This window comes from Streptomyces sp. NPDC088910 (assembly GCF_044749865.1).
Lineage (GTDB): Bacteria > Actinomycetota > Actinomycetes > Streptomycetales > Streptomycetaceae > Actinacidiphila.
The window spans coordinates 237,254-251,782 of the sequence record NZ_JBIVIV010000002.1 but is presented as its reverse complement, the minus strand read 5'-3'; the positions used below and the strand labels follow the sequence as shown (position 1 = coordinate 251,782).

General features: G+C 73.0%; 7 protein-coding genes and 2 tRNA genes. 6 read left to right on the top strand and 3 right to left on the bottom strand.

Features of this window, described 5'->3' with window-relative positions:
• Positions 1-154 precede the first annotated feature (154 nt).
• From ACIP4Z_RS05690 to ACIP4Z_RS05675, 4 genes are all read left to right on the top strand, one after another.
• Complete coding sequence (locus ACIP4Z_RS05690; protein ID WP_401305336.1) at positions 155-1,288, top strand: DUF1906 domain-containing protein; 1,134 nt, start codon at positions 155-157, stop codon at positions 1,286-1,288.
• A gap of 564 nt (positions 1,289-1,852) precedes the next feature.
• Positions 1,853-2,377, top strand: a complete 525-nt coding sequence (locus ACIP4Z_RS05685) for a SigE family RNA polymerase sigma factor (RefSeq protein ID WP_355336554.1) — start codon at positions 1,853-1,855, stop codon at positions 2,375-2,377.
• 203 nt (positions 2,378-2,580) lie between these two features.
• Positions 2,581-4,230 (top strand): long-chain fatty acid--CoA ligase, encoded by a 1,650-nt coding sequence (locus ACIP4Z_RS05680; RefSeq protein ID WP_401305333.1) that lies wholly within the window; start codon positions 2,581-2,583, stop codon positions 4,228-4,230.
• A gap of 277 nt (positions 4,231-4,507) precedes the next feature.
• The gene (locus ACIP4Z_RS05675; RefSeq protein ID WP_401305331.1) at positions 4,508-6,487 is read left to right on the top strand and encodes a hypothetical protein; all 1,980 of its coding nucleotides are present in this window, start codon (positions 4,508-4,510) and stop codon (positions 6,485-6,487) included.
• Between the two features lie 617 nt (positions 6,488-7,104).
• On the opposite strand, the gene ACIP4Z_RS05670 is transcribed toward ACIP4Z_RS05675, so the two are convergent.
• Together ACIP4Z_RS05670 and ACIP4Z_RS05665 are read right to left on the bottom strand one after the other, a co-directional pair.
• On the bottom strand, positions 7,105-11,139 hold the full coding sequence (locus ACIP4Z_RS05670) for a PAS domain-containing protein (protein WP_401305329.1): 4,035 nt from the start codon (positions 11,137-11,139) through the stop codon (positions 7,105-7,107).
• 286 nt (positions 11,140-11,425) lie between these two features.
• Positions 11,426-12,025, bottom strand: coding sequence for an SSI family serine proteinase inhibitor (locus ACIP4Z_RS05665; RefSeq protein ID WP_401305327.1), 600 nt, complete (start codon positions 12,023-12,025; stop codon positions 11,426-11,428).
• 180 nt (positions 12,026-12,205) lie between these two features.
• On the opposite strand from ACIP4Z_RS05665, the gene ACIP4Z_RS05660 reads away from it, so the two are divergent.
• Positions 12,206-12,299 (top strand) — tRNA-Ser (locus ACIP4Z_RS05660).
• A 177-nt stretch (positions 12,300-12,476) separates the two neighbouring features.
• A tRNA-Arg gene (locus ACIP4Z_RS05655) sits at positions 12,477-12,549 on the top strand.
• Between the two features lie 313 nt (positions 12,550-12,862).
• Here the strand turns inward: ACIP4Z_RS05655 and ACIP4Z_RS05650 are convergent.
• Positions 12,863-13,720: a nuclease-related domain-containing protein gene (locus ACIP4Z_RS05650; protein WP_401305325.1), complete on the bottom strand. Its 858-nt coding sequence runs from the start codon at positions 13,718-13,720 to the stop codon at positions 12,863-12,865.
• Positions 13,721-14,529 lie beyond the last annotated feature (809 nt).

Genomic DNA, 14,529 nt, shown 5'->3' with positions numbered 1-14,529 from the left:
GGGGGGAGGGACGGCCCCGACCTCGGGTCCGGCGCCGGCCGGGCGGAGCCGACGCGGCGGCAGTGCCCGCCGCCCGAGCGGTTCGGGGCCCGTACGGCCCGACCCGGCGGCGTGTCTCCGCCCGTGCGGGCCGCCCGCCACGTTGACTCGGCGAATGACCGAAACAAGTAGGTTTATCCGTTACGCGCACCGCGTGCGCCGTACGCGCCGCACTCGTTACGTCCTCGCCGCCGCGCTGACGCTGACCGGTCTGCTGTTTCCCGCGGTGTCGGCCGTCGCCGACAGCGATGTCCCGGCGGCCAGCGCGGGCCCCGCGAGCGCGGGGGCAGCGGCGGCCGACGGGCACATCGACCCCGTCGACAACAGGACGGACCCCGCCGGCTGGATCGCGGACGCCGAAGCCCAAGCCGCGGCCGCCGAAGCCCAGGCGTCGGACGACGGCCAAGCCTCGGACGACGGCCAGGTTCCGGACGGCGCCCAGGCTCCCGACGACGCCCAGGCCCCCGACGAGACCGGATTCCCCGGCACCGACGACGCCGCCACCTTCCCCGAGGACGCCGCCGTCGCCCCGCGCGTCTTCAAGGGCCGCGGCTTCGACACCTGCCAGGCCCCCGACCTCGCCACGATGCGCGCCTGGCGCGCCTCCTCCCCGTACCGCGCCGTCGGCATCTACTTCGGCGGCCGGGCCCGCGCCTGCAAGACGCAGCGCAATCTGACGAACAACTGGGTACAGCAGACCACCGCGGCGGGCTGGAGCCTGCTGCCGATCTACGTCGGTTCGCAGAGCCCCTGCGTAAGAGGGTCTAACAAGAACCCGTTCCGCATCGACCCCCAGCGGGCGACGGCCCAGGGCACGAGCGAGGGCGCGGACGCGGCGAAGGCCGCGGGCGCGCTCGGCATGAAGCGCGGCAGCGCGCTCTACCTCGACATGGAGGCGTACGACCTCAGGAAGGCGAGCTGCGCGAACGCGACGCTGTCCTTCGTACGTGCCTGGGACCGCCAGGTGCGGGCGCGCGGTTATGTGCCCGGCTTCTACAGCAGCGCCGACTCCGGCATCGCGCACATGGAGAAGGCCCGCAGGGCGGGTACGTCCGACCTCCCGGGCGCCATTTGGTACGCCCGCTGGGGCGTCGCCCCCACCCTCACCGCCGAACCGGTCCTGCGCCCCTCCGCCTGGGCCTCGCACAGCCGCATCCACCAGTACACGGGCGCCGTCACCGAGACGCACGGCGGTCACAAGCTGTCGATCGACCGCGACCTGATCGACGCGCCCGTCGCCAAGCTCTGAGCGCCCGCTCCTGAGCGCCCACCTCCTGAGCGCCCCAGTCGTGAGCGCCCCCTGCTGAGCGCCCACTCCTGAGCACCGGTCCGAGGCCGGTCCGAGCTTCCAGGACGCTCGGACCGCGCTGATGTACGACCACGGGCTGACGCCGAGGTCGTACGGGGCTGACCCGGGGATGACACCGGGACCTCCCCGGGGCGGACGTCAGGGCCGACCCCGGCGCGGCCCGTGGCGGCGACGGCCGCACGCGTACGGCGACGGCCCCCGCGTACGGCGACGGCCCCCGCGTACGGCGACGGCCCGGCGTACGGCGGCAGCCCGCACACGTAAAGCGGCGGTCCGCCCGTACGGCCACCGGGGCAGCGCCCGGACGGCGGCCACGGGCCCGCTCAGGGACCGTGTCCGCCCCCCCCGGACCCCGCTCTTCTCCGGAGGAACCCCTGCGGGACCCCGGCCCCCGGCTCCCCCCTCGGGGGGTGGGGACAACCCCCGTCCTACGACCTGAGAGTGATCCCGCTTCGGCACCTGCGGCCGATCCGCCACGGGCATGTCGGCTCCTAACGTGAAGCCATGACCACGCCTGTGTGCACCAGCGCCAATACGACGCAGTTCACGGCCTACGTCCGGACCAAGGGCCCGACGCTGCTGCGCACCGCGCGCTCCCTGACCCCCAACCCTTCCGACGCCGAGGACCTGCTCCAGACCGCCCTGACCAAGACCTATCTCGCCTGGGACCGGATCGACGACCACCGGGCCGTCGACGGATACGTCCGCCGTACGCTCGTCAACACGCGCACCTCGCAGTGGCGCAAGCGCAAGGTCGACGAGTTCAGCACCGACGAGGTGCCGGAGCCCGCCGCGACCGGCGCCCCCGACATCACCGAGCAGCAGGCCCAGCGGGACGCGCTGCTGCGCGCGGTCGCACGGCTGCCGCCGCGCCAGCGGGCGATGGTCGTCCTGCGGTACTACGAGGACATGAGCGAGGTGCAGACGGCGGAGGCGCTGGGCGTCTCGGTCGGCACGGTGAAGAGCGCGGTCTCGCGCGCCCTCGGCAAGCTGCGCGACGATCCGGAGCTGGAGCTGTGCGTCGCCTAGGGCCTGCCCGGGCCCTGGGGCGGGCGTCGCACACATCCCCACGACACGTGCCGCGCCGTCCGGCGGGCCGCGCCCCGGTCCCCCCGACCGCCGCGCCGCCCGGAACGAACCGGCGGCAATACCGCGCGGGGTAGTGACGTACCGATCGGTATGCACGCAGAATCGCGAGGACATTACCCTCGCGTAGCCGCCGGAGGCCCCCTGTGCTGAGCACGATGCAGGACGTACCGCTGACCGTCACCCGCATCCTGGTCCATGGGACGCTGGTCCACGGAAAATCGCAGGTCACGACCTGGACCGGGGAGGGTGAGCCGCAGCGCCGCTCCTTCCGCGAGGTCGGTCTGCGCGCCGTCCGGCTCGCCAACGCGCTGCGTGACGGGCTCGGGGTCGCCGAGGGCGACCGGGTCGGGACCCTCATGTGGAACAACGCCGAGCACCTTGAGGCGTACTTCGCGATCCCCGCCATGGGCTCGATCCTGCACACCCTGAACCTCCGGCTGCCCGTCGAGCAGCTCACCTGGATCATCAACCACGCCGCCGACCGCGTGATCCTCGTCAACGGCTCGCTGCTCCCGCTGCTCGCGCCCCTGCTGCCGCGGCTCGACTCGGTCGAGCACGTCGTCGTGGTCGGCCCCGGCGACCGCTCGGTGCTGGACGGCGTACGTCCCTCCGTGCACGACTACGAGGAGCTGCTGGACGGGCGGCCGACCACGTACGCCTGGCCCGAGCTGGACGAACGCAGCGCCGCGGCCATGTGCTACACCTCCGGCACCACCGGCGACCCCAAGGGCGTCGTCTTCTCGCACCGGTCGATCTACCTGCACTCGATGCAGGTCAACTCCACCGAGTCGATGGGGCTCAGCTCGCACGACACGTCGCTGCCCGTGGTGCCGATGTTCCACGTCAACGCGTGGGGGCTGCCGCACGCCGCCTTCATGTCCGGCATCAACCTGCTGATGCCGGACCGTTTCCTCCAGCCCCGCCCGCTGGCCGAGATGATCGAGAGCGAGCGCCCCACGCACGCCGCCGCCGTCCCCACCATCTGGCAGGGGCTGCTCGCCGAGCTGACCGCCAAGCCGCGCGACATCACCTCGCTCAAGCAGGTCACCATCGGCGGCTCGGCCTGCCCGCCCGCCCTGATGAAGGCGTTCGACGAGCAGCTCGGCGTACGCCTGTGCCACGCGTGGGGCATGACGGAGACGTCGCCGCTCGGCACGGTCGCGCAGCCGCCCGCCGGGGTCACCCCCGAGGAGGAGTGGGCCTACCGGATCACCCAGGGCCGCTTCCCCGCCTCCGTCGAGGCCCGGCTCATCGGCCCGGACGGCTCCGTCCAGCCGTGGGACGGCGAGTCCGCCGGTGAGCTGGAGGTGCGCGGGCCCTGGATCGCCGCCGCGTACTACGGCGGCGTCGGCGAGGAACCGGTGCGGCCCGAGGACAAGTTCAGCCCCGACGGGTGGCTGCGCACCGGTGACGTCGGCGTCATCTCGGACGACGGTTTCCTCACCCTCACCGACCGGTCCAAGGACGTCATCAAGTCCGGTGGTGAGTGGATCTCCTCCGTCGACCTGGAGAACCACCTCATGGCCCACCCGGACGTCGCCGAGGCCGCCGTCGTCGCCGTCCCCGACGAGCGTTGGGGCGAGCGCCCGCTCGCCACCGTCGTCCTGCGCGAGGGCGCCACCGCCGACTACGCCGCCCTGCACGACTTCCTCGCCGGGCGCGTCGCGCGCTGGCAGATCCCCGAGCGCTGGGCGATCGTTCCGGCGGTGCCGAAGACGAGCGTCGGCAAATTCGACAAGAAGGTCATCCGCAAGGCGTTCGCCGAGGGCGAGTTGGACGTCACGCAGCTCTGACGGTGTCCCGGCCGGGGGGTGGTGAGCCCCCGGAGTGCGACCGCTTGGCGACGGGCGGCTCCTACGAAGTGACCGTCCTTCGTACGCCTGTCGCCACGGCGGGCCGTGCCGCTTCGCAAACTTTCCCGGTTGCGCAATGATCAGGTAAAACGATCTGCTGGTGCGACGGGAAGAGCCTGGTCGGCTCGGCGGACGCCGCTTTCGACGCGCCCTCGGCCAGGACGGACACGGGTACTCCCATGACGCACCGATGATCAGCGACGGCGGGTCCGAGGGTGTGCCTGACGGCGTATACGGCGGCGGGTCCGGCGGTGTGCGCGGCGGCGGGTCCGCCGGTGTGCCCGGTGGTGTGCCCGACGCCGTATCCGACGACGTATACGGCGGCGGGTCCGATGGCACGTCGTACGCCGGGGGCACCGCGCGCCCGTGGCTCGCCGCCGACGCCCGCGGGTGGCGGGCGGCCGGGCCCAGGGCGGCGTGGGTGCGGCCGACCCTGCCCGCCGTGGTCCTGCTGGTCGCCGTGTTCGCCGCGGTCCTGATGAGTCCCGACCCCACCTGCACTCCGCAGGCGCCCTGCGGCGAGGAATGGGTGGACAAGACCGGCACGATGCTCTTCCTGCCCCACCTCGTGTGCCTGTTCTTCCTGCCGGAACTGGCCGTCCTGACCGCCCCGCTGCTCCTGCTCTACCTGGCCCGGCCCGGCCAGTGGGAGGGCGGGGCCGGCGAGAAGGTCGCGGCCGCGGTGGTCGTCGCCGCGCTGTGCTGGGGCTGGCTGGCCGTGGCGCAACGGCTGCGGGCCCGCCGCCGCCAGCGCGCCCTCATCGCGGAGGCCGCCGGGGGCGTCACCGCGTCCGCTCCCATGCCGGACGGCATCGAGCCGGGGCAGCGGGGCCTGTTCCGGCGGGTCGCCGGGCTGCTCATGTGCGCGGTGGGCGCCGCCCTGATCGTGACCGTCGTCGTACAGGACCGGGCCGATGACCGTACCGCGCGGGTGGCCGTGGCCCGGGACGTTCCCGTCGTCGCCTACAACCCGGACGATTACCTGCTCACGGTGCGCATGCCCGACGGCTCCCGTCACCGTTTCGACGTGGACGGCGACTACCGGGACGTCGGCACCGTGACCGTACTGCTCCACGGCGACTGGGTACGGCTGGCGGGCGAGCCGTACCCCGACGACCTGTCCCACTTCCTCCGCCAGGCCGGCGGCATGGCCCTCGTAGGGCTCGGCCTCGCCTCGGCGCTCTCGGGGCAGCTCGCCCGCCGCCGCGTGGTCGCCCTCCGGCGCGGCCCGGTACCGGTCCTGCGGGCGCGCGCCCGGACGAGGGCGGACGGTTTCACCGAGATATACGGCGCCGATGGCCTCGGTTCCGAGGCCGTGCTGCACTACGAGCCGTTTCCGCACGCCCGTTCCGGCGTACACGACGTCCTCCTCTACGGCGCGCTCAGCGAGGACGGCGCCCTCGTCCTGACGTCCGCCGAGAGCGGCCCCGCCGCGAAGCCGTCCGTCGAGGTGTCCCTGTCCCCGATACGCGGCGGGCCGGCCGTCGACCACGGCGACGCGGGCTCGACGGCCGGGCGACGGGATGCCGGACACCGTCAGGCCGCCGAGATCGACGTCCAGCGGGCCCTCGGCACCGTGGTGGCCGCCGCCGGGCCGGTGCGCTGGCACGCGGGGCCTGTCGCGCGCTGCGTCGGTGCGGTCATGCTCGTGACCGGAGCCGGAGCGGTGACGTCCGCCGCCGTCGGCGGCTGGCCCTGGTCGCGCGTGCTCTGGTTCTCCTTCGTGGCCCTCACCTGGTTCTACGGCGGCTGGCGCCTCATGACCTGGCAGATCACCGCGGACAGCGTCGGCCTGCGCGTCCGCGGCCTGCTGTCCTCCCGCGCCCGCCACATCCCCTGGGACGCGGTCGGCCACGCCCGCTACGGTCGCGGCGGCGCCCTGACCATCACGTGCGTGGAGGCCGACCCCGAGGGTTCCGGTGCCCCGGGTGGCTCGGACGAGGTTTCCGGTGCCCCGGGTGGCTTCGACGAGGTTTCCGGTGCCCCGGGTGGCTCGGAGGGTTCCGGTGCCCCGGGTGGCCCCGGTCGTCACCGTGGGCTCGGCGGTTCCGAGGAGATCTCCCTCGGCGTGGTCGGCTGGCCCTTCGCCGAGCGCCTCCTCAAGCGGCCCGGCCGTGCCGCCGTCGCCGCTGCCGAGATCACCGCCATGATCCGTCAGCCTGGCCTCCGGCCCGGCCCTCCCGAACACCTTCCCTGACCCACGCCGCGTCTGCCCTGCCGGGGCGGGTGGTGACGTGCGCGCTCGTCGTGGCTGAGCGCGCAGTTCCCCGCGCCCCTAAATGCCCGTGCCTGGCCCTCGGCCGAGAGGCGGTGCGGCCCGTTGGGGGCGCGGCCAGCCGCCACCGAATTGCCCCGCTGGGGCCGGTGGTGACGTGCGCGCTCGTCGTGGCTGAGCGCGCAGTTCCCCGCGCCCCTAAATGCCCGTGCCTGGCCCCCGGACAAGAGGCGGTGCGGGCCGTTAGGGGCGGGAGCGTCGTGGTTGAGCGCGCCCGCGCGGCGGCGGCCGCAGATTGAACACAGTCCCGCGCCCCTGAAAAGACCGGCCCACCGCCCGGACGAAAGACGGTGCGGCCCGTTAGGGGCGCGGGGAACTGCGCGGGCAACCCACCACCGGCCGGTGGTCCGGGAACAGCCGATCTGCCCCGTTGGGGCGGGTGGTGACGTGCGGGAGCGCCGTGGCTGAGCGCGCCGCCCGCGCGGCGGCAGCCGCAGATCAAGCACAGTCCGGTGCCCCTTGAAGGATCGGCTCGCCGCCCGGGGGAGGGAACCGCGCTGGGGCCGCGCCCCCAAAGACGGGGGACCTCCCCGGAGGGGTCAGGCTCCGATTTTGGCGAGCAAGTCGACGATGCGGGCCTGGACGTCCGGGCTGGTGGAGCGCTCGGCGAGGAAGAGGACGGTCTCGCCGGAGGCGAGGCGGGGGAGCTCGGCGGGGTCGATGTCGGCGGAGGTGTAGACGACCAGGGGGGTGTTGTTGAGGCGGGCGTTGCCGCGCAGCCAGTCGACGATGCCCTGGCGGCGGCGCCGGATGAGCATGAGGTCCATGACGACCAGGTTGGGATGCATCTGGGCGGCCTTGGACATGGCGTCGGTCTCGGAATCGGCGTGCGAGACCTGCATGCCGCGCCGTTCGAGCGTGGCCGCGAACGCCTGGGCGATCGGCTCGTGGCTCTCGACGAGCAGAACCCGCGGGGGGTGCTGCTCGCTGTCGCGCGGGGCGAGCGCCTTGAGGAGTACGGCCGGGTCGGCGCCGTACGCGGCCTCGCGGGTGGCCTGCCCGAGACCGGCCGTGACCAGGACGGGCACGTCGGCCGCCGCGGCGGCCTGCCGTAGCGACTGGAGGGCCGTACGCGTGATGGGCCCGGTGAGCGGGTCCACGAAGAGCGCGGCGGGCGGCTCGGCGATCTGCGCGTCGACCTCCTCGCGGGAGCGCACGATCACCGGCCGGTAGCCGCGGTCGGTCAGGGCCTGGCGGGTGGAGGTGTCCGGCTCGGGCCACACCAGCAGGCGGCGCGGCTCGTCGAAGGACTCCTCCATGCGGTCGTCGGCGATGTCGGTGACGTCGACCGCGCCATTGGGGCCGTCCAGCGGTTCGGGACCCTCGGCGGCGCCCTCCGCGGGCGCGCCTATGGCGTACGCCCGGCCGCCCGCCTCACGCGGCACCGGCGGCTGGGACTTCGGAACGGGATCGGCCGCCGGGACCGGCCGCAGCAGCGCCGTCTCGCGGTCGTCGTCGTCCGGCGCCGGGGCCTGGCCGGGGATCGCGGACCGGCCCGCGCCGCGCTGCGGCTGGGGTTCGGGGCGGCGGATGGGGAGTTGACCGCTGTCCGGGTCGGCCTGCGGGTGCTGACGGGCCTGCGTCTCGCCGCCGGGACCGTGCTGTTGCTGTTGCTGCTGTTGCTCGGGCCGGCCGTTCTGCTCGGGCTGGCCGTTCTGCTCGGGCTGACCCGGTTGTACGGGCTGCGGCTGCTGCGGCGGGTTCAGCCTGCGGCGGCGGCCGGAACCGCTCGCCGTCACCTGCGCGGGCAGCCCCGACTGGGCCTGCACCGCCTGCGTCTGGGTCTGCGGATCGCCCGCCTGCTGCCCGAACGGCATGCCCTGCCCGAGCGTACGCACGCTTATGGCACGGCCGTGGCTGCTCTGCGACGGGTCCTGCTGCGGCGCCGGGCCGCCGCGCTGCGGGGACGGTCCCGCCGTACCCGGTCCGGCCGCCGACGCGGCCGGAGCCTGCGGCGGCTGACCCTGGCCGGGCGACGGCGGCTGCGAGGACGGCGCCTGCTGCTGCGACGGCAGCGAGGTCGACGGCTGCGGATTCTGCGGCGCCGCGGGCCACGCGGTCGGCTGCGGCTGCGGGGGCTGCTGCGACGGCGCGGGCCACGACCGCGGCGGTACGGGTCCTTCCGGCTCCTCGTCCGCCGCCTGACCCGCGCTCTGTCCGGGGCTCGGCCAGGTCTGCGGCTGCGGCTGCCGCGGCGGCTCGGGCACGTGGCCCTGCTGCTGCGGTACGACGGCGGCGCCGCTGTCCGGCGCGGCGGTCTCGATGGCGCGGCGCGCGCGACGGCCGGTGCCCGCCTCGGGAGCGGAAAGCCCGCGCGGGTCCTGGCCGGGGCTCGGCTGAACAGGCGGCTGGACGGGCGGCTGGACGGGCGGCAGGGCGTGCGGGACCTGGGCCTGCGGAATCTGCGGCTGCGGAAGGTGGGTCTGGGGGAGCGGGCTCTGCGGAAGCCCCGCCTGCGCCTGCGGAAGCTGGCTCTGCGGAAGCCCCGCCTGCGCCTGCGGAAGCGCGAACTGCCCCTGCGGAAGCGCGGACTGCCCCTGCGGGAGGGCGGGTTGACCCGCCGCGCCCCCGCCTCGTTCCTGCTCCTGGTCGTCGGTCCTGGCCCGCCGCGCCCTGCGGCCGGTGGGCTGCGCCCCGTCGGCGGGCGCGATCTCGCGCCCCGCGCCGCCGTTGCCGCCCGCGCTCCCGCCGTCCGACTCGTCGCCGGGCCGACGCAGCGCGCGGCGCCGCCCGGTCGGGGCGGAGTCCTGGTCGGGCGCGGCCGGGATCGACCAGGGCGCGACCGCCGCCCCGCTGTCCTGCGGCGCCTGCCGCTGGTGCGGTGCCCGCCGTACGCCGCTCCCGGAGTCCGGCCCGGTGCCATTGCCCGCGCCCGGCGCCGCGTTCGACCCCTGCCCGGTGGTCCCGCGCATCGGCTCGGTCGGCAAGGGCATCACGGTGGTCTCGGACTCACGCGGCTGCTCCGACGCGTCGCCCGACCCCGACGTACCCGAGCCCGTACCCGAGCCCGTATCCGTACCCGTACCTGTTTCCGTACCGCCGTCCGTACGGCCGCCCGTGGCCGATTCCGTACCCGTACCCGAGGCGTCGGAAGCGGCGGCCGAGCCGTTCTTCTGACGGGCGCGGCCGACCGGGACCTCCAGGACGTACGCGCTGCCGCCGGGCACCTCGTGGGTCTGGAGCACGCCGCCGTGGCGTTCCACGATGCCGCGGGCGAGCGGGAGATGGACGGGGTCGCCGCCCGCGTGCGGGCCGCGGACGTCGATCCTTATGACGTCGCCGCGCTGGGCCGCCGCGACCACGATCGTCGAGTCACCGGCGTACGCGATGGCGTTGCCCGCCGAGTCGACGCCCGCGACGTCGGCGACGAGGTGGGCGAGGGCCTGCGCCATCCGCTCGGCGTCCAGGGACGCCTCGATCGGCGGCGCGTGCACCGCGTACTGCGCGCGCCCCGGCCCGATCAGCTCGACCGCGCCCTCCACGGCCGCGGCCACCACCTTGTCGAGCCCGACCGTCTCGCGCCGCAGCTTGTCCTCGCCGCGGTCGAGCCGCTGGAAGGCCAGCACGTTGTCGATGAGGGTGGTGATGCGGGAGTAGCCGGCGGACAGGTGGTGCAGGATCTGGTTGGCCTCGGGCCAGAGCTGCCCGGCCGGGTCGGCGGCCAGCCCCGTCAGCTCGCCGCGCAGTTCGGCCAGCGGCCCGCGCAGCGAGGTGTCGAGCAGCGCGCCGAGTTGCAGGGCGCGGGCGGCGAGCGCGTCGTACGCCGTACGGTCGGTGAACGTCATCACCGCGCCGACGAGCTGGTCGCCGTCTCGTACCGGCGCCGTCGTCAGGTCCACCGGCACCGCGCGGCCGTCCTTGCGCCACAGCACCTGGCCGCGGACGCGGTGCTTGCGCCCGGAGCGCAGCGTGTCGGCCAGCGGGGTCTCCTCGTACGGCAGCGGAGAACCGTCCCTGCGCGAGTGGTGCACCAGCGGGTGCAGCTCCTTGCCGCCCAGGTCGGTCGCCCGGTGGCCGAGGATCTGCGCGGCCGACGGGTTGACGAGGACGACCTTGCCCGCGGTGTCCACACCGACCACGCCCTCGGCCGCCGCGCGCAGGATCATCTCCGTCTGGCGCTGCTGGCGGGCCAGTTCGGCCTCGGTGTCGAGCGTGCCGGTGAGGTCGCGGACCACCAGCATCAGCAGCTCGTCGCCGGTGTAGTGGGGCGGCTGGGGCTCACCGAAGTCGGCGTACGGGGTGCGCGGGTCCTCCAGATTGGCGCTGGTGACCTCGACCGGGAACTCCGTGCCGTCGGTGCGCCGCGCCACCATCCGGGTGGGCTTCGTGCGGGTGTCCTCCGCGGCCTCGCGCGGGCTGCGCATCGAGCCGGGAATGCGCTTGGAGTCGAAGGAGGGCAGCAGGTCGAGCAGGCCCCGCCCCACCAGCGCCGTACCCGGCGACTCGAACGTCTCGATCGCTATCGCGTTGGCGTTGACCACCGTGCCGTTGACGTCGACCAGCAGCAGCGCGTCGGGCAGGGCATCGAGTATCGAGGCGAGGCGAGCAGCGCCTCTGGATGGCCTGCTGCTCACGAGACGCGTCCTCCCTGTTACCGCACGTGCCGCACTGTCCTGCGCCGCCGTTTTCCCGCGCTGATGTCCGCTCTTGCTTGCGCTTTCGTTTCCGCTCTTGTGCTGCCAGCTCTCACGGGCGGGCGGCTTGTCACGGGCGGCCCATCTTGCCGCCACCCCCGGGACATGTCACTAGACCGAGTGTACGGGTCGGGCCCCCTCGCGCGGCCCCGGATGTCCATGTGCCCCTTGGGAGCGGGGTGTTCGGGCGCCGCGTTCGGCCGGGGGCGCGCGGGTGTGGCGTACGTCACGAACGTACGGTCGTGTCCGTCCGCGTACCTCCGGCGCTCGCGTCGGCGCTGTTCACCGCGTCGCTCGCGGTATTCGCGCCGTTCAGGCCGTTCGCGCCGTTCGCGGCCGGGAGCGCGGGCACCATCCGCTGCCAGCGCGACACCTCGCAGCCGTTCGTCCTGCTGTACTCCTCGTCGACCGTCCGGCCCCGCCACACGCCCGTCACGTGGGCCGTCTGCGGTCCCCCGTAGATCATCGAGCACATCTGCCCCGCGGGCACCGCACGCTCCGGTCCCCCGATCTCCACGAGATGCTCACACGCCGGGTCGGTCTCCTCCTTCGCCCCGGCGGGGCCGCAGTCGAGGGTGTACGTCCGCGGCTGGGCGTCGGGCGCCGCCGCGTACGTCACGGTCAGGCGGCTCTCCATCAGCCGCTCGACGGGGGTGGGGCGCGGGACGCCGACCGCCGCGGCGCCGCCGGCGGCCACGAGAGGCGCGGCGAGGGGTGCGGCCAGGGTGAGGAACGCGAGGACGGTACGGGTGCCCTGTGGCGCGCGGGCGCCCTTCGGGGCGCGGTTCCGCGTCGTACGGGGTGCGGTGGCTCGGGGGTTTCGCATGCGCCCCTCCCTACCCGTGCGGGCCCGCCCGCCCCCGCAACCCACTCCTTCGTGGGCGCGTCCCGGCACTACCCCTTTGCCCTGCCCACCGGCGGCCTTGTACCGTAGTCTGCGATTGGTCGCGGCCCGCACGGCTGTGTCATCATCTGCACACGCGCCCGCTCACCCGGGCACGTACCAGGAGGCGTCGCCTAGTCCGGTCTATGGCGCCGCACTGCTAATGCGGTTTGGGCTTTACCGTCCATCGAGGGTTCAAATCCCTCCGCCTCCGCCACCACCCCGGAGCCCCGCCCGTCCTCCACCGACGGCGGGGCTCCTTCCGTTCCACCCCCCGGCCCCACCCCATTCCCGCAGGTCACCCCGCCTCCCGGTTATGGATTTCACCTCCCGCCACACCTCATGTAATGTTGTTCCCGCAACGCCGACCGGCCCAAAACCCCGCGAAGCGCTCGCACTCGTAGCTCAACGGATAGAGCATCTGACTACGGATCAGAAGGTTGCAGGTTCGAATCCTGCCGAGTGCACAGCAGGTCAAAGGCCCCTAGGGATCAATCCCCAGGGGCCTTTTTCATGCCGTACAGCAGCGAAGTACAGCAACCGCCTCGATCAGCCCTTGCCCATGGCCTCCGAGAGCTGTCGCAGCGCGTCGCGCACCTCTCCCTCACCGGCCTCGGCGTAGACCTCCATCGTCACGGTCATCTGCGAGTGCCGCAGAATGCGCTGCGCGACCTTCGGGTGGACCCCGAACGACCAGGCGAGCCGGCGAAGCGATCCTGAGAGGCGACAGCGGAGAGGTTCGTGCGGGCAACGTACCTGTCCTGGTGGCCCCGGCCGCGTTCAGCTTCGGCCCCAGTTGCGTCGATCGCGGGCCACCGCATACACAGCGTCGACTTGTTTGGGTAGCAGTACGCCAGCCAGCGGGGCGTAGGAAGCGAGCTGCCGTTCGCCTAGAGCGCGCACGTCGTGCAGCGTGGGGACCACGTCGAGACGGGCGGGTTTGACGAAGACGAGCAGGGGTTTCACCGCGACAGGGAAACCGCAGCCACGTTGCAGTACGTCTCTGGCGCGGACCGCCTCGGCGCGACTCTTGCGGACGTGCGGCCGTCCGGGGCCACGGTTGATCGTCACCGAGTCGTCTCCGACCCAGACATCCATGCCCGGGTAATTCTTCGTGTTGATCGTGAAGACTCCGCCGGGTCCGATGAGCAGGTGGTCGATGTCGTTCTTCGGCGAGAGCGGTATGGAGTGCAGTGTGCGCCAACCGTGCCGGTCCAGCCGGGCGAGTTCGCGACCGACGACGCGCTCACCGACCAGTCCGGATCGCCATGAGTCAGCCTCGGTACGTCGTCTGAGCAGCCATGCCAGCGAACGGCCGAAGAGGCCGGGAGAAAGCTCCGCCAACTTGGCCCGCAGGCTGGCGCCCGGCTCGTTGAGCGCCAAGTCGTAGGCGGAGGGAAGAGAGGAGCTCTGCGCGACTGTCGGCCCCTGAGCGGAGAGGGGTGGAGTGGGGGAGACAGGGGGGCGGGTGAGGTAGGGAGTCAAGGCTTCCAGGATCTCGTCACGGGAGCCGTTCGGTAGAACTTCGAGGTGTCCCGTCTTCTGGTCGAACCATGCCACGGCGGCGCCGTCCGGCCGGTTCACGTAGAGCCGCTCCTTGCCGTGGCGTTTCCACGCCGACACCCGCAGTTCGCCCATATTCCGCCCCCAGCAGCGACGTCCGAACCCTCATCGGAACAGCCGCGATGCCTGCGCACAAGGCCGCTTTCTCGGCCATTTACCATGCGACTTGTTACAAGATTCCCGACCTCATAAAGGCTCCCGGCTCCGCTACCGTTCTGCGGGGCGCGCTTTCCAGCTACGGCGTGCGCTCAGACTCCGGGATGAGCCCTCACCCGCCGGCGTCCGCCCGTTTCGTAGTAGTCAGGGTGGGTGCTCACATCCCACCTGCCATCGACCCGGGCAAGCCGAGCAGACGCGGCCCAGGGCGTCAAGGTCGTTAGTAAGTGGCGCGCTCCATCTTGACGCCCTGAACCACACCCCCTTCACAGGAGTGCGGGCCAGCGGCAGACGGGACGGGAGAAGGAAAGTGCTGGAATTTACCGGAGTAAAATTCCGGCCGAGACCCTTCCGATATGTGTCTGAATCGGGTAGCGTTCGGGTTACGGTTAGACGTGTACGCCGATCCGCTGCTGTGGCACCTACGCTGCCAACGGCTCATACGGTCAAGGCCCTCGGGGCCCACGCTCAAACTCGCCATGGCGTCTGCCAGTATCCGGCGGGTGCGTAGGGCTTGCCGAGAATGGGGCACATCATGGCTAAGCGCGGCAACAATGCGTTGAAGAGGAAGGCTCGTCTTCTCTCGCGCGCGGAGAACATCCCGTACAGTGCCGCACTTGCGCGGCTCTCGTCCTCTGACCTGCAGCCGACTTCGCGGTCGGTTCTACGACCGCGCGGGTCCACGTCCAGTCACACCCACCTGCTCAGCGCCGCTGCGAAGATGCAGC

Coding starts and splice junctions, on each gene's coding strand:
- ACIP4Z_RS05690 (WP_401305336.1), top strand. CDS start 155: ATGACCGAAACAAGTAGGTTTATCCGTTACGCGCACCGCGTGCGCCGT.
- ACIP4Z_RS05685 (WP_355336554.1), top strand. CDS start 1,853: ATGACCACGCCTGTGTGCACCAGCGCCAATACGACGCAGTTCACGGCC.
- ACIP4Z_RS05665 (WP_401305327.1), bottom strand. CDS start 12,025: ATGCGAAACCCCCGAGCCACCGCACCCCGTACGACGCGGAACCGCGCC.
- ACIP4Z_RS05650 (WP_401305325.1), bottom strand. CDS start 13,720: ATGGGCGAACTGCGGGTGTCGGCGTGGAAACGCCACGGCAAGGAGCGG.